Annotated in this window: 22 protein-coding genes; 10 read left to right on the top strand and 12 right to left on the bottom strand. The window is 58.3% G+C overall.

Annotated features, from left to right (window positions below):
* The first annotated feature begins 16 nt into the window (after positions 1-16).
* The 6 genes from radA (at position 17) to ACR0L9_RS06340 (ending at position 5,332) form a co-directional block, all read left to right on the top strand.
* On the top strand, positions 17-1,381 hold the full coding sequence (radA, locus tag ACR0L9_RS06365; RefSeq protein WP_170406458.1) for a DNA repair protein RadA: 1,365 nt from the start codon (positions 17-19) through the stop codon (positions 1,379-1,381).
* A 40-nt stretch (positions 1,382-1,421) separates the two neighbouring features.
* The gene (locus tag ACR0L9_RS06360) at positions 1,422-1,994 is read left to right on the top strand and encodes a CvpA family protein (RefSeq protein WP_170406144.1); all 573 of its coding nucleotides are present in this window, start codon (positions 1,422-1,424) and stop codon (positions 1,992-1,994) included.
* 471 nt (positions 1,995-2,465) lie between these two features.
* Positions 2,466-2,621 (top strand): hypothetical protein, encoded by a 156-nt coding sequence (locus ACR0L9_RS06355; protein ID WP_170421970.1) that lies wholly within the window; start codon positions 2,466-2,468, stop codon positions 2,619-2,621.
* A gap of 16 nt (positions 2,622-2,637) precedes the next feature.
* Positions 2,638-4,158 (top strand): amidophosphoribosyltransferase, encoded by a 1,521-nt coding sequence (gene purF, locus ACR0L9_RS06350; protein WP_170610951.1) that lies wholly within the window; start codon positions 2,638-2,640, stop codon positions 4,156-4,158.
* A 238-nt stretch (positions 4,159-4,396) separates the two neighbouring features.
* On the top strand, positions 4,397-4,645 hold the full coding sequence (locus ACR0L9_RS06345) for a hypothetical protein (RefSeq protein WP_170396813.1): 249 nt from the start codon (positions 4,397-4,399) through the stop codon (positions 4,643-4,645).
* A gap of 42 nt (positions 4,646-4,687) precedes the next feature.
* Positions 4,688-5,332, top strand: coding sequence for an SDR family NAD(P)-dependent oxidoreductase (locus tag ACR0L9_RS06340; protein WP_170421973.1), 645 nt, complete (start codon positions 4,688-4,690; stop codon positions 5,330-5,332).
* A gap of 61 nt (positions 5,333-5,393) precedes the next feature.
* Here ACR0L9_RS06340 and ACR0L9_RS06335 read toward each other — a convergent pair whose 3' ends face one another.
* The 4 genes from ACR0L9_RS06335 to ACR0L9_RS06320 all read right to left on the bottom strand — a co-directional run bounded on the left by ACR0L9_RS06335 (position 5,394) and on the right by ACR0L9_RS06320 (position 7,907).
* Positions 5,394-6,236 (bottom strand): ATP-binding protein, encoded by an 843-nt coding sequence (locus tag ACR0L9_RS06335; RefSeq protein ID WP_170396985.1) that lies wholly within the window; start codon positions 6,234-6,236, stop codon positions 5,394-5,396.
* 115 nt (positions 6,237-6,351) lie between these two features.
* Positions 6,352-7,230 carry a twin-arginine translocase subunit TatC gene (gene tatC, locus ACR0L9_RS06330; protein ID WP_170396809.1) on the bottom strand — a complete coding sequence of 293 codons (879 nt, stop codon included), beginning with the start codon at positions 7,228-7,230 and terminating at the stop codon, positions 6,352-6,354.
* Positions 7,227-7,685: a Sec-independent protein translocase protein TatB gene (gene tatB, locus ACR0L9_RS06325; protein ID WP_170396807.1), complete on the bottom strand. Its 459-nt coding sequence runs from the start codon at positions 7,683-7,685 to the stop codon at positions 7,227-7,229. The genes tatC and tatB overlap by 4 nt, the downstream gene beginning before the upstream one ends.
* 6 nt (positions 7,686-7,691) lie before the next feature.
* On the bottom strand, positions 7,692-7,907 hold the full coding sequence (locus tag ACR0L9_RS06320; RefSeq protein WP_010440381.1) for a twin-arginine translocase TatA/TatE family subunit: 216 nt from the start codon (positions 7,905-7,907) through the stop codon (positions 7,692-7,694).
* A gap of 218 nt (positions 7,908-8,125) precedes the next feature.
* Between ACR0L9_RS06320 and ACR0L9_RS06315 the strand changes: the two genes are divergently transcribed.
* A complete protein-coding gene (locus tag ACR0L9_RS06315; protein WP_170406158.1) occupies positions 8,126-8,431 on the top strand; it encodes a hypothetical protein in 306 nt (101 codons plus the stop codon).
* A 21-nt stretch (positions 8,432-8,452) separates the two neighbouring features.
* The gene (locus ACR0L9_RS06310; protein WP_170421976.1) at positions 8,453-9,124 is read left to right on the top strand and encodes a helix-turn-helix transcriptional regulator; all 672 of its coding nucleotides are present in this window, start codon (positions 8,453-8,455) and stop codon (positions 9,122-9,124) included.
* 63 nt (positions 9,125-9,187) lie between these two features.
* Here ACR0L9_RS06310 and ACR0L9_RS06305 read toward each other — a convergent pair whose 3' ends face one another.
* The 8 genes from ACR0L9_RS06305 to ACR0L9_RS06270 all read right to left on the bottom strand — a co-directional run bounded on the left by ACR0L9_RS06305 (position 9,188) and on the right by ACR0L9_RS06270 (position 16,596).
* Positions 9,188-10,351, bottom strand: a complete 1,164-nt coding sequence (locus ACR0L9_RS06305; RefSeq protein WP_170406164.1) for a peptidoglycan DD-metalloendopeptidase family protein — start codon at positions 10,349-10,351, stop codon at positions 9,188-9,190.
* A gap of 58 nt (positions 10,352-10,409) precedes the next feature.
* The gene (locus ACR0L9_RS06300; RefSeq protein ID WP_170509978.1) at positions 10,410-11,060 is read right to left on the bottom strand and encodes a protein-L-isoaspartate(D-aspartate) O-methyltransferase; all 651 of its coding nucleotides are present in this window, start codon (positions 11,058-11,060) and stop codon (positions 10,410-10,412) included.
* Positions 11,057-11,839, bottom strand: a complete 783-nt coding sequence (surE, locus tag ACR0L9_RS06295) for a 5'/3'-nucleotidase SurE (protein WP_480895251.1) — start codon at positions 11,837-11,839, stop codon at positions 11,057-11,059. The genes ACR0L9_RS06300 and surE overlap by 4 nt, the downstream gene beginning before the upstream one ends.
* Before the next feature lie 118 nt (positions 11,840-11,957).
* Positions 11,958-13,043 carry an ABC transporter ATP-binding protein gene (locus ACR0L9_RS06290; RefSeq protein WP_170396795.1) on the bottom strand — a complete coding sequence of 362 codons (1,086 nt, stop codon included), beginning with the start codon at positions 13,041-13,043 and terminating at the stop codon, positions 11,958-11,960.
* Positions 13,044-13,123: 80 nt separating this feature from the next.
* Entirely contained in the window at positions 13,124-14,170 is a 1,047-nt protein-coding gene (locus ACR0L9_RS06285) for a methyltransferase domain-containing protein (protein WP_480895249.1), read from the bottom strand.
* A gap of 96 nt (positions 14,171-14,266) precedes the next feature.
* Entirely contained in the window at positions 14,267-15,379 is a 1,113-nt protein-coding gene (locus ACR0L9_RS06280) for a hypothetical protein (RefSeq protein WP_480895247.1), read from the bottom strand.
* 2 nt (positions 15,380-15,381) lie between these two features.
* Positions 15,382-16,161 (bottom strand): SDR family oxidoreductase, encoded by a 780-nt coding sequence (locus tag ACR0L9_RS06275; RefSeq protein WP_480895245.1) that lies wholly within the window; start codon positions 16,159-16,161, stop codon positions 15,382-15,384.
* A gap of 72 nt (positions 16,162-16,233) precedes the next feature.
* A complete protein-coding gene (locus ACR0L9_RS06270) occupies positions 16,234-16,596 on the bottom strand; it encodes a SnoaL-like domain-containing protein (protein ID WP_480895243.1) in 363 nt (120 codons plus the stop codon).
* Between the two features lie 108 nt (positions 16,597-16,704).
* On the opposite strand from ACR0L9_RS06270, the gene ACR0L9_RS06265 reads away from it, so the two are divergent.
* A complete protein-coding gene (locus ACR0L9_RS06265; RefSeq protein ID WP_170509564.1) occupies positions 16,705-18,309 on the top strand; it encodes a peptide chain release factor 3 in 1,605 nt (534 codons plus the stop codon).
* Entirely contained in the window at positions 18,237-19,256 is a 1,020-nt protein-coding gene (locus ACR0L9_RS06260; RefSeq protein ID WP_480895241.1) for a glycosyltransferase family 2 protein, read from the top strand. The genes ACR0L9_RS06265 and ACR0L9_RS06260 overlap by 73 nt, the downstream gene beginning before the upstream one ends.
* The last annotated feature ends 40 nt before the right edge of the window (positions 19,257-19,296 follow it).

Genomic DNA, 19,296 nt, shown 5'->3' with positions numbered 1-19,296 from the left:
GGGCACCAAGGGCGACATGGCAAAGACACAATCCTTCACCTGCTCCGCCTGCGGTGCCTCACATACACGATGGTCAGGCCGCTGCGACGGCTGCGGCGAATGGAACACCATCGTTCAGGAAGCCCCGCTCTCGGCGGGACCAGCCAAGAAGTCGCTCGGGGGCAAGCGCGGTCAATCCATCGCGCTCACCGACCTCTCGACCGAGGAAACACCCCCGCCCCGCACCCTCTGCGGTGTTGAAGAATTGGACCGTGTCCTCGGCGGCGGCCTTGTCCCTGCATCGGCGCTGCTGGTGGGCGGTGACCCCGGCATTGGCAAATCGACCCTCTTACTGCAAGCTGCAGCACGTTTTGCCCGCAAAGGTGTCAAAACCATCTACGTCTCGGGCGAGGAGGCCAGCGCACAGGTTAGGATGCGCGCGCGCCGGTTAGGTCTGGAAGAGTCGCCGGTGCAATTGGCCGCTGAAACCAACCTTCGGGACATCCTCACGACGCTAGAGGCAGAAAAACCCGGCCTCGCCATCATCGACTCGATCCAGACGATGTGGGCCGATAATGTCGACAGCGCGCCGGGCTCGGTGTCGCAGGTGCGCGCCGCAGCGCATGAGCTGACGACATTTGCAAAACGCCACGGCGTATCGATCATCATGGTTGGCCACGTCACCAAAGAAGGCCAGATCGCTGGCCCCCGTGTAGTCGAACATATGGTCGACACCGTGCTTTACTTCGAAGGCGAACGCGGGCACCAGTTCCGCATCCTGCGCGCCGTTAAGAACCGCTTTGGCCCAGCGGATGAGATCGGCGTCTTCGAAATGACCGGCAAAGGGCTGGCGCAAGTTACCAACCCCTCGGCCCTGTTCCTATCGGAACGCGGTAAACCCAGCCCAGGTTCCGCCGTATTCGCAGGTATCGAAGGCACCCGCCCCGTGCTGGTCGAATTGCAAGCACTGGTGGCGCCGTCCCCCCATTCCCAGCCCCGCCGCACAGTTGTCGGATGGGATAGCGGGCGGCTCGCCATGATCCTTGCAGTGCTCGAAGCACGCTGCGGCATCCCCTTTGCCGGGCTCGATGTCTATCTGAACGTCGCCGGAGGGCTGAAAGTCAGCGAACCCGCCGCTGACCTCGCCGTTGCTGCTGCACTGCTCAGCGCTCGTGAAGACACCGCCCTGCCTGCCGATACGGTCGTTTTCGGAGAAATCTCGCTATCCGGGGCACTTAGACCAGCCCCGCAGACCGAAAACAGGTTGAAAGAAGCGCAAAAACTTGGTTTCACAGCGGCAATTGCTCCGGCAGGTGGCAAAACTGGCACTGTGGCAGGTCTGACACTCACCCGACCCTCTGATTTGGTGGGGTTTGTTGGCGAAACCTTCGGAGCAGGGTAAAGTCGCGCCTTGAGGGGCAGAAAACGAACAGGCGAGGGCCATGGAAGGTTTTACAATAATTGACGGGGTTGTGGCCCTGATCATCGTGCTGTCGGGCTTGCTGGCCTATTCGCGCGGTTTCATGCGCGAGGTTTTGGCCATCGCAGGTTGGGTCGCCGCGGCAGTTCTAGCATTCATCTTTGCGCCGCAGGCTGTGCCGCTGGTCAAAGAAGTGCCAGTGGTCGGTGAATTCCTGCGCGACAGTTGTGAGCTTTCGGTGATTACCGGCTTTGCCGCCGTCTTCGCCATTGCACTGATCGTAGTCAGCATCTTCACGCCGCTATTCTCTTCACTGGTGCAGCGTTCCGCGCTTGGTGGGCTGGATCAGGCGCTTGGCTTCTTCTTCGGCATCGCCCGCGGCATCCTGTTGGTTGCCATCGCGTTCTTTGTCTACGACACGGTGATGACCGGCCAGTCTTATACCATGGTTGATGAAAGCCGCTCTGCCAAAGTGTTCGAACAGTTCAGCGGACAGATCGAAGAACAAAACCCTGAGGCGGCGTTGGGTTGGGTCACCGCCCAGTACGAAGAGCTGGTCGCAAGCTGCACCGCCGACAACGCCTCTGAGGGTTAATCAAACCAAATTCCAAAGAAAAGCCCGGTTTCAGCCGGGCTTTTTTGCGTTTAGTTCGGAAAAATCAGATAAACCCTTCGCCACCACAAATATTGCACCGGATGGTCTTCAGGCCAAAGCATCCGTCACATCGGCTTGAGATCGGCTTGCCATACTGGTCTCGGCTCTTGATTACTTCACCGGTTCCCTTGCAGATCTCGCAGGGTGCGCGCCCTGCCCCACGACATCGGTGGCAACGCCGCTTGACAGGTTTGTCCTTCGGTGTGTTTTGCTTGTGTTGCCACATGGCGTCTGCTCCACCAGGTATTGCCGGACTGCATGCAAAAAACCTTCGCAATGATATGACAGCATAGGTCTGTACATTTGTCATCCTAAACCCGCGGCGTGTACAATTCGCACCTGCGTCAAATCGCGAATGTGATCCTTTGATGACACACGCATCGTTTGGCATTATGTGGAGGCCATACCGACATGGAATCGGAGCTGCCGACCTTGCTGTATCTGTTTTCTTATGCGCTAGCCGCTTTCGTGCTTGTGCCTCAGTCCCGTGCAAACGGACCAAAACACACCATTCAGATACCCGTCCGCACCCGATCCGACCTGAACGCCATCCTAAGCAAGTCATAGAAATTGGAGCCCGTGTATGTGTGGGATTTTGGGGATCGCAAGCCGGACACATGATGTCTTTGCGGAAATCTATGACGGCTTGCTGATGCTTCAGCACCGAGGTCAGGACGCCTCGGGGATCGTCACCTACAACGGCGAGTTCTTCCGTGAGAAGAAAGCAAATGGTCTCGTCAAAGACGTGTTCAATGCCAGTGACGCCGAAACCCTGTTGGGAAAGGTCGGCATGGGCCATGTCCGCTATCCAACCGCTGGCTCGCTCAGCGCGGCCGAGGCGCAACCATTTTTCGTGAACGCGCCTTATGGCATCTATCTGGTTCACAACGGCAACATCACCAATACCGAAGAACAACGCGAAAAGGTAACTGCCAAATACAGCCGCCACCTGCGCACAACTTCGGATTCAGAGGTCCTTCTGAACGTGCTGGCCGACAAGGTCGCTGATGCGATCAAGGTCAATGGTAATGCTGATCCGATCCGCAACCTGTTCGCCGGTGTCAAAATGACGATGGAGCGGGTTCAGGGGGCGTATTCGGTGATCTGCCTCGTCGCGGGCGTAGGGATGCTGGCCTTCCGCGATCCTTACGGCATCCGACCTTTGTCTGTTGCCAAGCGTGCCGCAACTGGTGACGGCGATGATTATGCCTTTGCGTCCGAAGATGTGGCATTCGGCATCAACGGTTTTGACAAGCTGCGTGACCTACGCCCCGGCGAGGCGATCCTTATCGATCTCGACGGCAATATGCACGAGTTCCAGGCCGTTGAAGGTAAACTGACACCCTGCATCTTCGAGTATGTCTATCTGGCCCGACCGGATTCGTTGCTGGATGGGGTGTCGGTTTACAAAACCCAGATGCGCATGGGGCAGACGCTGGCCAAGCAAATTCAGGACTCGGGACTTGAGATCGACCGGATCATCCCTGTGCCAGATAGCGCCCGCCCTGTCGCGCTTGAGGCCGCAAAGATCACAGGCATTCCCTATCGCGAGGGGCTTGTTAAGAACCGTTATGTTGGCCGCACCTTCATCATGCCGGGCCAGGAAGAACGGCAGAAATCCGTGCGACGCAAACTGAACGCGGTGCCTTTGGAGTTTGACGGTCATAACGTACTGCTGATCGACGATTCGATCGTGCGCGGCAATACAATCAAAAAGATCGTCCAGATGTGCCGTGAGGCCGGCGCCAAAAAGGTCTATATCGCCAGCGCCTCGCCCCCGGTGAAATACCCCAATGTCTATGGCATCGATATGCCAACCCGACACGAGCTTGTCGCGAATGGCAAAGAGATCGAGGAGATTCGCGAAGAACTGGGTGCGGATGCGCTGTTCTACCAACATCTCGACGATCTGATCTGGGCTGCCAAGGAAGGCAACCCCGAGATCGAAGCTTTTGACTGTTCCTGCTTTGACGGCAACTACGTCACCGGCGTCGACGAGGAATATCTGGGCAGTCTGGAAAACAGCAGTCGGGTCAGCAAAAAGCGTGAGGATATGCAGGTGGTCGGCAGTTCGTGGAACGCGGCGAAACTTGCCTCGGGGTGATCGGGCGAATCGCTTTGTCCTGAGGCGTCGGCCAAGAGACTTGCGCTAGCGGCCATAGGTCAGAATCCGCCGACAACCTATTGCTGAACAGGCTGCATTTGCAAAGGGTTCGGTATGCGGCATTCGAACCGCTCCGAACCGAGTGCTGCCGGCCTTTTGGTCCGGCAAAGCCCGTGTTACCCGAATGCCGAAAACCACTCACAAAACGGGGTCCGGGCGCGCAGCTCGGCCACAGATCATGGCAAACGCAACGGTGAAAAGCGCCGCCACACAGGCGGGGGCGCTCAAGAAGAACGCGGTCTCGGTATTGGGCATTTTTGGGCCCAAGGCGGACCTGCAAGCCCTGGTCCGCATGTCGTCGGGGCGCATTAAGAAAGTGAAACCCGGCAGTCGTGTCGGCCCGGGTAAGGTCGTCGCCATTGATGAAAATGGTGTTGTGCTGCGACAAAGCGGCCAGAACCGAAGGATCGACATCCCCGGCAGCTGATCCTGACTTGACGCCCTGCGCGTGCAGGTTCAAACCCCCCTCATGACCGATCAGACTAAAATCGCCCTTATCACCGGGGCTTCTCGCGGGTTGGGCGCGGCGCTGGCCGAAGCGCTGGCCCCCGACTATCACATCGTCGCTGTCGCTCGCACTCAGGGCGGGCTGGAAGAGCTGGATGACCGCATCCAGGCGAAGGGTGGCTCGGCCACTCTGGCCCCCATGGACATCACCGATCCCAATGCGATGGCGACCCTGTGCCGGGGCATTCACGATCGCTGGGGCAAGATCGATTTGTGGTTGCATACTGCAATCCATACCTCAGCCCTGACGCCAGTGCATTTCGTTGATCCGAAGGAATGGAACAAGGCAGCCAGCATCAATGCAAACGCCACCTCGGTTCTGATCCCGTATGTCGCGCCTTTGTTGGGCGAAACTGGCCATGCCGTGTTCTTCGATGACCCGAAGGCAGGCGAGAAGTTCTATGGCATCTACGGCGCCACCAAAGCGGCGCAGATGGCGCTGGCTCGCAGCTGGGCGACCGAGACCGCGCGGACAGGACCGCGCGTGTCGATTGTTGAGCCTGCACCGATGCCGACCGCCGTACGTGCGCGTTTCCATCCCGGTGAGGATCGGGATGTATTAACCAGCACTGCGGATGAGGCGGCGCGGATTATAGCACTGTTGTGAGAATGGCCCTGACGGGCCATGCCTCCGGCGGAGGTATTTCTGGCCAGATGAAGCGCGCGGACTAACCGATATGGACGCCGTTTCGCCCGGCGAGGTCGACGAAGAATTGCCAGGCGACGCGGCCCGAGCGTGCCCCCCGTGTGGCTTGCCACTCGATGGCTTCGGCGCGCAGAGTTTCGGGATCAACCTTGACGCCATGAGCGGCGCAGTAGCGATCGATCATCGCTAGATATTCGTCCTGATCGCAGGGGTGGAACCCCAGCCACAGGCCGAAACGGTCAGAGAGTGAGACCTTCTCCTCGACCGCCTCGGACGGATTAATGGCGCTGGAGCGTTCGTTTTCGATCATGTCGCGCGGCATCAGGTGGCGGCGGTTTGATGTGGCGTAGAACACAACGTTTTCTGGGCGACCTTCGATACCGCCATCCAGCACGGCCTTGAGCGATTTGTAATGCTGGTCATCGTGGCTGAACGACAAATCATCGCAAAACAGGATGAACCTGTGCGGCGCGGCACGCAGGTGGTTCAGCAAACGCGCGACCGAGCCCATATCCTCGCGCTGCAATTCGACCAGTTTCAGGTCAGGATGCTCATCCTGCAACGTACCGTGCACCGCTTTGACGAGGCTGGATTTCCCCATTCCGCGCGCGCCCCACAAGAGCGCGTTATTAGCCTTGTAACCCGCAGCAAAGCGGCGCGTGTTGTCCAGCAACGTATCGCGGGAGCGGTTGATCCCCACCAATAGATCAAGGTCGACCCGATTGACCTGTGTGACGGGTTCCAGCCGGTCAGGCTCGACATGCCAGACGAAAGCCGGGGCCGCGTTGAAATCAGGTGTCGCCAGCGGCGCGGGCGCCATGCGTTCCAACGCGTCCGCAATGCGGTTCAGGGCTTGGTCGTCCATCGGCTCCTCCGGGATGTTCTGGCGGAGTTCAACCATGTTCCGATCAACACAACAAGAGTAGCAAGTGAAAAAGGCGCGCCTACCTTGGGCGCGCCTTTAAAGCTATTGGAACAGGTTACTTGTTCTCTTCGTAATCCTGCATCACGTCTGCGTCGGCTTCGGCCTCTTCATCGTCGTAGTATCCATCGGCACGCAACTGTTCTTCGCGCTTCTTCTCGACACGGGCGACCAGGAATATTGAAATTTCATAGAGCCCGTAAACCACGACAAAGAGGATGATCTGGGTGATCACGTCCGGCGGCGTGACAATCGCAGCCAACACCAGAATGCCTACCACCGCATATTTACGCACTGCCCCCAGACCTTCGGCACTGACAAGTCCGGCCTTACCCATCAGTGTCAGCAATACGGGCAATTGAAAGCACAAGCCAAAGGCAACGATGAACTTGATGGTCAGGTTGAGATATTCCTGCGCCGAACCCTGAAACACCACGCTCAAAGGTGCGGTTGCGCCTTCTGCTACAGCTTCCCCTTCCGCTCCAAATTGCTGGAAACCGAGGAAGAAGTCATAGGCCAGTGGCGTGACCACATAAAAAGCGAAGCTTGCGCCCAGCAGGAACATGAAGGGAGAGGCCAGCATGAACGGCAGAAACGCGTTCTTTTCCGATTTATACAGGCCCGGCGCCACGAACCTCCACATCTGCATTCCGATATAGGGAAAGGCCAGAATGAACCCGCCCAGCAGCGAAACCTTGATGGCGACAAAGAACCCTTCCTGCGGCGAGATGAAGATCAGCCCGCAATCCTGTCCACGCTCGGTCAGCACCTCACATAGCGGTTGCGTGAGGAAATTGAACAGTGGCGTGGCCACGGTGAAACAGATGATCATACCGATCAGAAACGCCACAACGCAGTGGATCAGCCGCGTACGTAGCTCGGCCAGGTGCTCGATCAGGGGTGCCGAGCTGTCCTCGATCTCGTCGGTCTTGGTCATGTTTTGCTTTCGGTTTTCAGCGCTGCTTCGGCCTCTTCCGCCTTGGCCAGCGCATCCGCGGCTTCCTTGGCCTTGCGTTCAGCGGCAGCGCGCGCCGTTGTGGCTTGGATCTTCTTGGCTTGCTCTGCTCGCTCGGTGGCCAGCTTGCCGGTCTCGCTGTCAGGGTCGAACTTGGTTGGGTCGATGGATTTGGCCACGTCGCGCGCGGCTTCGTTGATCCCGTCCATCGCTGTACTAACCGGGTTGGTCGCCGCGTTCAGGCCCTTCTTGATCTCATTGACGCCTGCTTCGTCCGCAGCCTCGTTCATTGCAGTGCTGAATTCGCGCGCCATGCCGCGCGCCTTTCCGACGAACCGTCCGACATTGCGGAACAGCACAGGCAGGTCCTTTGGCCCCACCACGATCAACGCGACGATGCCGATGACCAGAAGCTCGGTCCAGCCCAGATCAAACATCTAGGCTCAGACCTTGTCTTTGTCAGTCTCAGGCGTGACGTCTTTGGCCAGCTCAGACGCGTCTTGTTCCAGCTCTTCCGAACCTTCCTTGATGCCTTTTTTGAACGAGGTAATGCCTTTACCCACTTCACCCATCAGCGAACTGATCTTGCCGCGTCCAAACAGGACGAGAACCACAACAGCAATCAGCAGGATACCCGGAAGGCCAATATTGTTGAGCATGACTTGTCTCCTTCTACGTCGGCGCAGCGCGCCGTGAATATGTCTGGCCCCGTGTCTACGCCCGTACGGGCATCAGCAAAAGTGCGACAGATCAAATCCGCGCGCAAAATTGAACGGATCATGCGTTTTTTGCGGACTCGCATTTCTCAACTGACAGGTTTATGTCAGTTGATATCACCTAGAAGGACGATATCGAAACCTGGTCTACGGAGAACCACATGACCCATGTCGCAGAAATCGTCACCTTTACCCTTGCCGACGGCACAAAGCCCGAACAGTTCGTCAGGCTAAGCCAAGCCTCCGAAGCCTTCGTCCGTGCGGCTCCCGGCTTTACCCACCGCCAGCTAAGCCATGGCGAAGATGGCCGCTGGACCGACTATGTCGTCTGGACCGATATGAAATCCGCAAAGGATGCCGCTGCTGCATTCATGCAACAGGATTTTGCACCCGCTCTGATGGCGGCAATCAACCCCGACAGCGCCCAGATGCGTCACGAGACCGTGCTATGGAACATGACCGCCTAAGGGCGGCTCAGACGGCGTGTCATGCGCCGCACTGACCGCCTGTTCGACATCATACAGATCCTGCGCGATGGTAACTTGCACCGCGCGCAGGACATCGCGGACCGACTTGAGGTGTCGGTCCGTACGATCTATCGCGATATGGACACGTTGGTGGCCTCGGGCGTTCCTGTAGAAGGCGAACGCGGCGTAGGTTACATGGTGCGTGAACAGATCACGCTGCCTCCGCTAAACCTGACACCCGCCGAGCTTGAGGCTCTGAACCTCGGCATGGCGATCGTTGCCGAGGCCGCCGATCCCGATCTTAAATCCGCCGCGGAATCTCTGGCCGAGAAAATCGACGCCGTCTTGCCCACGCAGGTCATTGCCGAGGCCGACAGCTGGAAATTCGCGGTCTATCCCTTCGCTGATGTCGTACGCGGAATGGCACATATGGCCCCGATCCGCGCCGCGATCAAATCGCGCCAGAAATTGCAGCTCAGCTACCGTCGCATTGACGGCGCGCTGACCGAACGCACTATACGACCGCTACATATGGAATACTGGGGCCGTGTCTGGACACTGACCGCCTGGTGCGAACTGCGCGACGACTTCCGGGTCTTCCGCATCGACCTGATAGAAAACGTCACGCCTCTGCCGGAACTCTTTACTGACGAACCGGGTAAACGGCTCAGCGACTACGATCCCAATGCGTGATCCGTCCTTCAACTGGCCCCAAATACCTCCGCCGGAGGCATGGCCCGGAACGGGCCATTTCGGTCACTTCAGGTAAGGCTCGGGATCAACCGACTCGAACCCTTTGCGCACTTCGAAGTGCACATATGCATTGTCGCCCCCGCGCAGCGAGGCGATCTTCTGTCCCCGTCGCACCCGATCACCTTTCTTGATGGTGATATTGTCGACATTGGCATAAACAGTCAGCAAGTCATTGTTGTGTTTCACAACGATGATCGGAACCTGATCCGCATCCGCGGTGATCGCGGCGACCGTGCCTGCCTCGGCCGCACTGACCGACGCGCCTGGCGCTGCGGCGATATCTATCCCCTCATTCTTACCCTTCTTGTAGGTCCGAATGATGGTGCCGCTCACCGGACTTGCCAGCGCCGAGCTTCCCGAATTGGTCGGGGCCTCGGCTGTGATATCCGGCGCAGGCGTTGCCGCGGCAACTTTCTCATCCGGCAATGGCTGCGTCGCGCTCGGCGGCGTAGGAGTTGGTGAGCCTTCCCCCGGTTGGGTTACCGCAGTTGCCGTGGCGGCCGGCGCTGCTGCCCGAGGTGCCGGTTGATTCTTGACCGGTATCAACAGGTACTGGTCTTCGCGCACCATAAAGTCTGGTCCCAAACCGTTCCATTCTGCCAGAGACTCCACAGGCACCTGATAGAGCCGCGAAATTGTATAGGCTGTCTCACCCCGCTTGACCTTGTGCCGGATCGGCTCAGGCCCAGTAGCAACCGGTGCCGGAGCCGCAGCAGGTTGCGCGGGCTCCAATGTCGATGTCTGTACAGATCCTGTGTCCGGTGCCTCGTCAATCGCGGTTCCGGCAATGGTCGCAATATCAACATTGCTCGTCCCACCGACCGAGCGCGGCAAGGCCAGAACTTCACCGTCACGCAGGCTGTCATTTGGCTGCAAGCCGTTAAACCGGGCCAATTCGGCCACCGGCATGCCGATCCGGGTGGCGACATCGCCAACTGTATCCCCACGGCGGGCTACCGCGACCTGATAGTTCGGATAGGTGATCACGCCACGCGCATCCGGCGTCGGGCGGTTGGCGGTCGCTGCAAGGGCGGCATCTGCAGTGGAGAACCCGCCGACATTGCCGCGCAGGTCATAGTCATATGGCCCTTCACACCCGGCCAGAATTGCCAGCGCGGCAACACCTGTCGCATAGCGGCGCATTGCTGATTTGGAAACTGCTCTCATTTTACTGTCCTCAACACCTGCCCCTGTTCTCCGGGGTTCTGGCGCCTCTAATATACCTTTACGCTCCGTCTTTTCCCAGCCCCTCAAGCAAGGGCACAAAACGGACCGGCAACAATTCGTCATAGTCCAGACCGGTTTCAGTGCGCGTGACCCGGATTAGGGTCTGCACCGCGTCCGACTGGCCCACGGGTAACACCATGATACCGCCGATTTTCAACTGCGCCAAGAGCGGCCCCGGAGGATCTTCGGCAGCAGCGGTCACAATGATACGGTCAAACGGGGCCTGTTCGGACAGGCCAAACGATCCATCCGACAGCATCGCGGTCACATTCGTCAGCCCCAGCTCACGGAACAGTTCTCCCGTTTCGCGCACCAGCCTCTTGTGCCGCTCAACCGTGTAGACCCGGCGCGCCAGCTTGGACAGGATCGCCGCCTGATAGCCCGAGCCGGTGCCGACCTCTAGAACCGTATCACGCGGACGCACCTGCAGCGCCTGCGTCATCAGCCCCACAACCGAAGGCTGGCTGATGGTCTGGCCACAGGCAATAGGCAGTGGAGTGTCCTCATAGGCCCGGTCCGCGAACAGGCCTTTGACAAACTGCCCCCGGTCAACCTGCTCCATCGCCGCCAGCACACGTGCATCCGTTACCCCGCGCGAGCGCAGGGCAAACAGGAACTGCATTATGGTTTCTGCGCTTGGTCCAGTCATTCGATGACCTTTAGCGCCTCGAGCGTGTCATATGCTGTCAGATCAGCGCGCATCGGAGTGACCGAGTTATATCCTTCCAGATTGACCGCCGCATCCGTGCCCGGAGCAGTCGGGTTATGTTGATACCCGCCCTTAATCCAAAGGAACCGGCGACCCGAAGGCGAGCTGTGCGGCTCGACAGAGAAATGTGTATCGCGTCGGTACCCCTGCGGGGCCACGCGCGTACCCAGCACCTCACCTGCGGGAACCGGAGGGAAATTCACATTATAGAACAGACGATAGTCGCCCTGCTGCTCGGGTGTCGCATCAAGAATGCGGCGCACCAGATCGGCCCCAAATTTGGCAGCCGCCTCAAACGGATCGTCCAGCCCCAGATTGCGCGGCCCGAAATACTGAGACAAGGCAATCGCGGGCACACCCTGCAACGCCGCCTCCATCGCGCCGCCGATAGTACCCGAATACAGCGTGTTCTCAGCCGAGTTGTTGCCCCGGTTCACCCCTGACAACACCAGATCGGGCGGCGCGTCCTTCATAACGTCGTGCAAACCGGCCAACACGCAATCCGCCGGAGACCCTTCGGCGGCATAGCGACGCTCGCCCAGTTTGGCGACCATCATCGGGTGGGTATAGCTGATGCAATGGCCCACGCCCGACTGTTCAAAGGCAGGCGCGACGACCCAGACCTCGCCATCGGGACCGGCCAGTTCAGCCGCGATCGCTTCAAGTACAATCAGTCCCGGCGCATTGATGCCGTCATCATTGGTCAGAAGAATTCGCATGCCCGGTCCACCCCTCGTTTTGCCCTTGATAGACCCGCCTCAGCGCTGCGACAAGCAATGCACATGCGCAATCTGAGGCTTTCACGCACCACTTGGATGAAAATGCAGGATTTGAGCGTCAGGCCGGGAATACAAAACACCGGTCGCGGCGAATGGTCAGCCACATGACACGGCCCTCTTTGGGCACAAAGACGTTCGGGACCGTCGCCTTCAGGATCGAGCCATCATAGTCCATGCGAAACTCGACAAGGCTTTCATTTCCCAAAAACCGAGCACGCTCAACCACGCCTCGGGCGGCAATGCCGTCTGTCGGCGTCGGCGCAGGCCCTTTGCCATTGCGGTCGAAGTCCAGCTTGACGTGCTGGGGTCGAAACACGATTTCAACATCGGTCGCGTCCGGCACACCGGGCGCAAGAAAACGGCCAAACGGAGTATGCGCCAACGCACCATTAACTTGAGCCTTCAACACATTGATATCACTAAAAAACGAAACTGCTGCCTTGTCTGCAGGCCGGGTATAGACATTGTATGGCGCCCCCTGCTGCACAATCTTGCCGCGCCGCATCAGCGCGATTTCATCAGCCATTCGCATCGCCTCGTCCGGCTCATGCGTGACCAATAGAACAGCAGCGTCCTCTTCTTTGAGGACTGCGAGCGTTTCGTCCCGAATGCCGTCGCGCAGACGGTTATCGAGGCCCGAGAACGGCTCATCCATCAGCATGATCCGCGGGCGTGGGGCCAACGCACGCGCCAGAGCAACCCGCTGCTGCTCACCCCCAGATAACTGATGCGGAAATCCATCGATGAACCGCATCAGATCGACCTTGGTCAGCAGTTCCTCGACCCGCGCGCGTTTCTGCTCTTTGCTGCCTTTCAGTCCGAACGCGACGTTATCCGCTACGCTGAGATGTGGAAACAGCGCAAAATCCTGAAACATCAGCCCAATCTCGCGCCGTTCGGGCGGTACGCGGAAAACCGTGTCACAGATCAGCTTGCCATCGACGTAAATCTCGCCCGAGGTCTGCATTTCGACCCCCGCGATCATCCGCAATGTGGTCGACTTTCCGCAGCCCGAAGGCCCCAGCAGGCAAGTCACCTGCCCCGCGTGCACGGTCAACGATACATCATCCACGACCGTCCGCCCGCCAAAGCGCGCAATCAGATTGCGGATTTCCAATCGAGGAGGAGTTGTCGTCACTGTCACCGATGGACCCCATTGCCTTTCCCGATCAAATCCATCGGGCTTAGGCGGGGATAACAACCCCGCCCATCAGGCGCAAGGGATCAGCAGCACCCGGTCGAGGCAGCTTCGCCCTGTACAACAAACGGGCTAACCCCGCCGCAGCCTTCGAAAATCCCGTAATGGGTCGAAAAATCGCCGATGAACTCAAAATGCCGTGCAAAACGGGTGTCTTGCAACATCATCCACGTGTTGCCACAGACCGGGAATACTTTGCCGGCCTCGATCGTATGGTGGTCATCCAGTACAAATTCATGCGGCGCATGCGGCACTGTGCCCTTGTAGATCACAGCCTGACCGTAATCCTCGCACGCAGGCTCCAACTCCGGCAGCTTGAAAAGACGGTAGGTGGCCGAGATAAAGCTCAGCGGTGCGACCCGTTCTTCAAGAATTGGGTTTTCGATCGTCAAAGGACGATGCGTCACCCGACGGGGATCGCCAAATCCGGCAGCACGCGACATCGACAGAAAATCGTTCCAATAGAGCGCACCCGACAGGCATTCGCCATACAGGATCTCATCCTCGGCCATCGCCTTGGGCACCCGGCGATCGGCGTAGACGTCCGAGAAATACATCTCTCCGCCCTCTTTTAGCAGCCGATGCGTACCACGCAGCACAGCAGCCTTGTCGGTCGCCAGATTGATCACGCAGTTTGAGACGATGATATCGAACGATCCCGGTTCGAGGTCCAGCTCATCCAGCTTTTCGATATAGCCGTGGTGAAACTCGACATTGCTGGCCGAATGTCCGAATGCCTTCGCGTGATGGTCCTGATGCGCGCGCGCCACGTCGAGCTGCTCAGGCGTCATGTCAACGCCGACAACACGGCCCTTTTCACCGACCATCGCGGATAAAGCATACACATCGCGCCCCGCACCACAGCCCAGATCCAGGATACGCATTCCCTCCAGATCCAACGGAGCAATCAGCCCGCATCCATAGTAACGTGTCAGCACATCATCATGAATTTGCGACAGAATTTTCTTGAAGTGATCCGGCATATCATCCGGAGTACAGCAGGCATTTGTTTGCAAATCCGCGCTGCCTTGCAACACCTCACCATAGTAGTTCTGCACAGCCTCGTGCTTCATCGGGGCAATCCTTTTGTCACTGGTCTTTTGCAGCTAGTGCAGCAATCCACACCACGCAATCCACCAGCGCCCGATCTGACGAAACCGTGACAGGGCTCAGGCGAGCAGGTCGAAATCCACGCCTGCGTGCACGCGGCCGTTCACTTGAATCTCCAACCGATGCGGCCCAGGAACCAACTTGAATGTTGTTGCATTGCCCTTCAGCTTGTGCCGCTTTCTAAGTGTCAACTGACCACCTGTAAGCTCGGCCTGTTTCAACTTGTGAACCTTGGGTGAGATCTTTCCGCCAGGTCGTTGGAAATGAACGATATAGTCGACCAAGACTGGCTGATCTTCTGCGCCGCTTAGGCGGGTTTCAAACTCCAGCGCTTCACCAATCCGGGCCGGACCGTTTACCTGAATCTCAACCGCAATATCTGCATCGGGATCGTATCCAAGCACCTTCATCGCCTTGGGATGCCCAGATTTCACAAGGCCTCGTAATGCATGAGATGTCATCCAGTTCAGTTCATCCTTGTCCTGCCGCCCTGCCTTGCCCCAATCCCGCAGACGTTCCAGCACCAGATCGGGGTCTTTCTTGGTGATATCATTCAGATGATTGGCGACCGAGCGCGTCACATAGCGCGTCCGATCCCCGTGCAATCGGTCCAATAACGGCAATGGGTCTGACATTGCCAAGCCAACGGCCTGCCCCCACGGTAAACGCGGCCGCGTGCCCTCGCTGACCAGACGACGCACGTGATAGCTGGGATGCGTGCACCAAGCCTGCATCCGCGCCATGACCAGTTCGGAGTGGTGATTGAGGAACGGGCGGATCGCCCATTCCATCGAAAATCTCTGGGTCAACTCTTCGAATACATCCAGCGCCAAAGCGGGATGATCCAGGCCGATTGCACAAACCCAATCACCCAAGGGCGCAAAGATAAAGTCTCCGAAGTCGTCATCACTTTTGGCGGGGTCCAGCGGAGGCGGCAGCGCCCGCAGAATGACCGGTGCCACTGCCGGCAAATCGCCAGGCACCGATTCTTGCAGACACTCTGCAATCCACGCCATACGCTCTTTCAGTTCAAGCTCGGGCAAACGCGACATCACTTTCGCCGCGAATGCTTCTTCCTTGAAATCGGAATCAACCTTGGCGAACAAGCCCGCAAGAAAGCTTACCTTTTCCGCGTTGAACAACTGATCTTTCAGAGAAAAGTTCTGTGCCATACCTACATCGTCAGATTGGTGCCACCACCGTCCAGCAAAATGTTCTGCCCGACAATGAACCCGGCGTGTTGCGAGCATAGAAACGCGCAGGTCGCCCCAAACTCTTCCCTCGTGCCATAGCGTCTCGCTGGGATGGTTGCAGCGCGTTCAGCCCGTGCCTCGGCCATCGAAATACCTTTCTGCTCTGACACCCCGCCATCCAGCGCGTTCGCGCGGTCGGTGGCGTGGATACCTGGCAGCAGATTATTGATCGTCACGCCATGTGGTGCCACCTGGCGCGATGTGCCCGCAACATAGCCGGTTAATCCAGTTCGCGCCGCATTCGACAGGCCCAGCACCGCAATCGGCGCGCGTACCGACTGCGAGGTGATATTCACCACGCGACCCCAGCCCTTATCCATCATGCCCGGCAGCAGAGCCTTCATGAAAGCTATGGGTGTCAGCATATTGGCATCCAGTGCTTTGATGAAATCATCACGCTCCCAGTCCGACCACATGCCGGGCGGAGGGCCACCCGCGTTTGTGACAAGGATATCAGCACCCCGCGCAGCACTTATCACCTCGGCCTGACCCTCTGGTGTGGTAACATCACAAGCCACTGTCTGCACGGCAACGCCATATGAGGATCGCAAACGCGTGGCTTCAGCCTCCAACGTTTCGGCTCCGCGCGCGTTCATCACAAGATCAACGCCGGCTTCGGCCAACGCCTCGGCACAGCCCAATCCCAAGCCTTTGCTGCTGGCACAAACCAGCGCACGTTTTCCGCGAATTCCCAAGTCCATTCTGGCCCTCCCTATCTTCGGCACACATCTAACATCGGCCCGGCAAAGAAGACCAGAATGGGATCTTGCGGATTAATAAAAGAACTCTTCACGCACGATCTTGCCATCGGCGACGTGATAGACACCGACCTCACGCATATCAAAGCTCTCACCGGTTTCTTTCACCTTGCCCTGCACTTCAAAGATCACGGCAAAGCGGTCGTCACCATGCGGGTACGGGTCACTGACGGACGCGCCCGATACTTCATGAGCGCCTTCCCACCATTCGTGCTTGCCACGAATGGCTTCCAATCCGTGCGTCTCGCGCCCCATGCCCGCAAAATCCTGTCCCTCAACAGAAACAGCATCCGAGGCATAAAGCTTCTCGAGGTTTTCCTTGGCCCGGTTCTCGCGGCATCCAGCAACCAGTTCGTCTGCGATTTCTTTCAAATTCATTGGTCCACTCCATTTTTGTTCACTATATGTTCTTATTGCCACAGCCACATGATTCGAACCACCCCCTTTGTCTTGCCTCAGTTGGATTCCCCGCCTATACGCGCGCTTATGCTTGATACTTCGAACCAACCCACCCTGCCGCCCGAGATCGCTCGTCGCCGGACATTCGCTATCATCTCGCACCCGGATGCGGGTAAGACGACGCTGACGGAAAAGTTTCTGCTGTACGGCGGCGCGATCCAGATGGCTGGACAGGTGCGCGCCAAGGGTGAGGCACGGCGAACGCGGTCGGACTTCATGCAGATGGAGAAAGATCGCGGTATCTCGGTCTCAGCCTCGGCCATGTCATTCGACTACGGGAACTTCCGGTTCAATCTTGTGGACACACCCGGCCACTCGGATTTCTCCGAAGACACCTATCGCACCCTGACGGCCGTAGACGCCGCCGTCATGGTCATTGACGGTGCGAAAGGTGTGGAAAGCCAGACGCAGAAACTGTTCGAGGTCTGCCGCCTGCGCGATTTGCCGATCCTGACCTTCTGTAACAAGATGGACCGCGAAAGCCGGGATACGTTCGAGATCATCGACGAAATTCAGGAAATGCTGGCGATCGACGTCACGCCAGCCGCGTGGCCTATCGGTGTGGGTCGCGATTTCATCGGCTGCTACGACATGCTGCGCGACCGGCTTGAGCTGATGGACCGCGCCGACCGCAACAAGGTGGCCGAAAGCATCCAAATCAATGGTCTGGATGACCCTAAGCTGGCCGAGCATGTGCCCGTTGAATTGCTCGACAAGCTGCTGGAAGAGGTTGAGATGGCGCGCGAATTGCTGCCCAAGCTCGACCCGCAGGCGGTGCTTGAGGGGCACATGACGCCGATCTGGTTTGGTTCGGCCATCAACTCGTTTGGCGTCAAGGAACTGATGGAGGGTATCGGCGCCTATGGTCCGCAGCCGCAGGTTCAGTCCGCTGAGCCCCGTCAGATCGCGCCCGATGAAAAGAAGGTCGCCGGTTTCGTGTTCAAGGTGCAGGCCAATATGGACCCCAAACACCGCGACCGGGTGGCCTTTGTCCGAATGGCCTCGGGCCATTTCAAACGTGGCATGAAGCTAACGCATGTGCGATCGAAGAAACCGATGGCAATATCAAACCCCGTGCTGTTCCTCGCCTCTGACCGGGAACTGGCCGAGGAAGCCTGGGCCGGAGACATCATCGGCATTCCCAACCACGGTCAGTTGCGCATCGGCGACACGCTGACCGAAGGTGAGGCGATCCGGGTGACCGGCATCCCCTCCTTCGCACCGGAATTGCTGCAAACGGTGCGCGCGGGTGACCCATTGAAGGCCAAGCATCTGGAAAAGGCTCTGATGCAGTTCGCCGAGGAAGGTGCCGCGAAGGTATTCAAACCTTCGATTGGGTCGGGCTTCATCGTCGGAGTCGTCGGTGCGCTGCAATTCGAGGTGCTCGCCAGCCGGATTGAGATGGAATACGGCCTGCCTGTGCGGTTTGAGGCGTCTCAGTTCACCTCGGCCCGTTGGGTCAGTGGCAACAAGGTTGAGATCGACAAATTCGTCAACGCCAACAAGCAGCATATTGCCCATGATCACGATGGAGATATCGTCTATCTAACGCGGCTGCAGTGGGACATCGACCGGGTCGTCCGCGATTATCCCGAGCTGAGCCTGACCGCGACGAAGGAAATGATGACCTGACGGACTCTGCGGGCAATCCAGAAGTGACCACATGGGGGATTGTGTCCACGATCCGCGCCCCGCGTGAGGATATTTTGCGCTTTGCCGCCCACCACCTCGATATCGGCGCGGACCGGATTCACATCTTTCTAGACGAGCCGGTCCAGGGGGACATCTCAGCCCTGCGCGAGCATCCCCGGATCCGGGTGCGTACCTGCGATGCGGCGTTCTGGAAGCGTCGCAGGCGTGAGAGGCCGGACAAACATCAGGTTCGACAATCCTCGAATGCGAATTTGATCTACAACAGGACTGATCTGGACTGGGTCGCACATATCGATGTCGATGAGTTCCTGTGGCCGATGTCCCCGATCCCAGACCTGCTGCGCGACATTCCCGATGACATCCCCGCCGTCCGCGTCCGCCCGATTGAGGCGCTGGCGGGTGGCCAGGACCTCTACAAAGCGTTCATTCCCGAAGGTCAGAATCGACAAGCGCTGGTCGAAGCGCTCTATCCCAATTTCGGCACTTACGTTCTGGCCGGTTTCATGAGCCACATTCAGGGCAAACTGTTCGTACGCGGCGGTTTGAAAAAACTGAGCGACCGTATCCACAACCTCTATCAGCACGGTGAGTTTCTGCCAGTCAGAACCGAGCTTCCTCAGATTGATCTGTGTCATCGCCACGCCCCGGATTGGGAGCATTGGCTGGCGCATTATCGTTTCCGCCTCGAACGCGGCTCGTACCAGGCCAGCCCGGATCGGCCGCGAAAGATCGGTGCGCTAGACAGGTACGAATTGATCACCCTTCTGGAAACCGAATACGGGCTCGATGGCCTGCGGGAATTTTACGATGAAATCAGCGCTGCTGACCCGGAAGTGCTGGAACGGCTTGAGGATAACGACATGATCCGTCACCGGCCGCTTGATCTGGACCAAAAAGTCGCGAAACACTTTCCCGGAACCATCTGAATTGTTGCGGAAATCCTTGTTACCGGCAGATTTGCCACGG

The sequence above is a fragment of the Ruegeria sp. I3 genome (genome assembly GCF_056532525.1).
The sequence above is the reverse complement of the archived record's forward strand: the minus strand, read 5'-3'. Positions and strand labels throughout refer to the sequence as shown.

Coding starts and splice junctions, on each gene's coding strand:
- ACR0L9_RS06315 (WP_170406158.1), top strand. CDS start 8,126: ATGACCCATGTCGCAGAAATCGTCACCTTTACCCTTGCCGACGGCACA.
- ACR0L9_RS06275 (WP_480895245.1), bottom strand. CDS start 16,161: ATGGACTTGGGAATTCGCGGAAAACGTGCGCTGGTTTGTGCCAGCAGC.
- ACR0L9_RS06300 (WP_170509978.1), bottom strand. CDS start 11,060: ATGACTGGACCAAGCGCAGAAACCATAATGCAGTTCCTGTTTGCCCTG.
- ACR0L9_RS06305 (WP_170406164.1), bottom strand. CDS start 10,351: ATGAGAGCAGTTTCCAAATCAGCAATGCGCCGCTATGCGACAGGTGTT.
- ACR0L9_RS06345 (WP_170396813.1), top strand. CDS start 4,397: ATGGCAAACGCAACGGTGAAAAGCGCCGCCACACAGGCGGGGGCGCTC.
- ACR0L9_RS06355 (WP_170421970.1), top strand. CDS start 2,466: ATGGAATCGGAGCTGCCGACCTTGCTGTATCTGTTTTCTTATGCGCTA.
- ACR0L9_RS06280 (WP_480895247.1), bottom strand. CDS start 15,379: ATGGCACAGAACTTTTCTCTGAAAGATCAGTTGTTCAACGCGGAAAAG.
- ACR0L9_RS06335 (WP_170396985.1), bottom strand. CDS start 6,236: ATGGACGACCAAGCCCTGAACCGCATTGCGGACGCGTTGGAACGCATG.
- ACR0L9_RS06270 (WP_480895243.1), bottom strand. CDS start 16,596: ATGAATTTGAAAGAAATCGCAGACGAACTGGTTGCTGGATGCCGCGAG.
- radA (WP_170406458.1), top strand. CDS start 17: ATGGCAAAGACACAATCCTTCACCTGCTCCGCCTGCGGTGCCTCACAT.
- surE (WP_480895251.1), bottom strand. CDS start 11,839: ATGCGAATTCTTCTGACCAATGATGACGGCATCAATGCGCCGGGACTG.
- ACR0L9_RS06360 (WP_170406144.1), top strand. CDS start 1,422: ATGGAAGGTTTTACAATAATTGACGGGGTTGTGGCCCTGATCATCGTG.
- tatC (WP_170396809.1), bottom strand. CDS start 7,230: ATGACCAAGACCGACGAGATCGAGGACAGCTCGGCACCCCTGATCGAG.
- ACR0L9_RS06285 (WP_480895249.1), bottom strand. CDS start 14,170: ATGAAGCACGAGGCTGTGCAGAACTACTATGGTGAGGTGTTGCAAGGC.
- ACR0L9_RS06320 (WP_010440381.1), bottom strand. CDS start 7,907: ATGCTCAACAATATTGGCCTTCCGGGTATCCTGCTGATTGCTGTTGTG.
- ACR0L9_RS06310 (WP_170421976.1), top strand. CDS start 8,453: ATGCGCCGCACTGACCGCCTGTTCGACATCATACAGATCCTGCGCGAT.
- purF (WP_170610951.1), top strand. CDS start 2,638: ATGTGTGGGATTTTGGGGATCGCAAGCCGGACACATGATGTCTTTGCG.
- tatB (WP_170396807.1), bottom strand. CDS start 7,685: ATGTTTGATCTGGGCTGGACCGAGCTTCTGGTCATCGGCATCGTCGCG.
- ACR0L9_RS06340 (WP_170421973.1), top strand. CDS start 4,688: ATGACCGATCAGACTAAAATCGCCCTTATCACCGGGGCTTCTCGCGGG.
- ACR0L9_RS06265 (WP_170509564.1), top strand. CDS start 16,705: ATGCTTGATACTTCGAACCAACCCACCCTGCCGCCCGAGATCGCTCGT.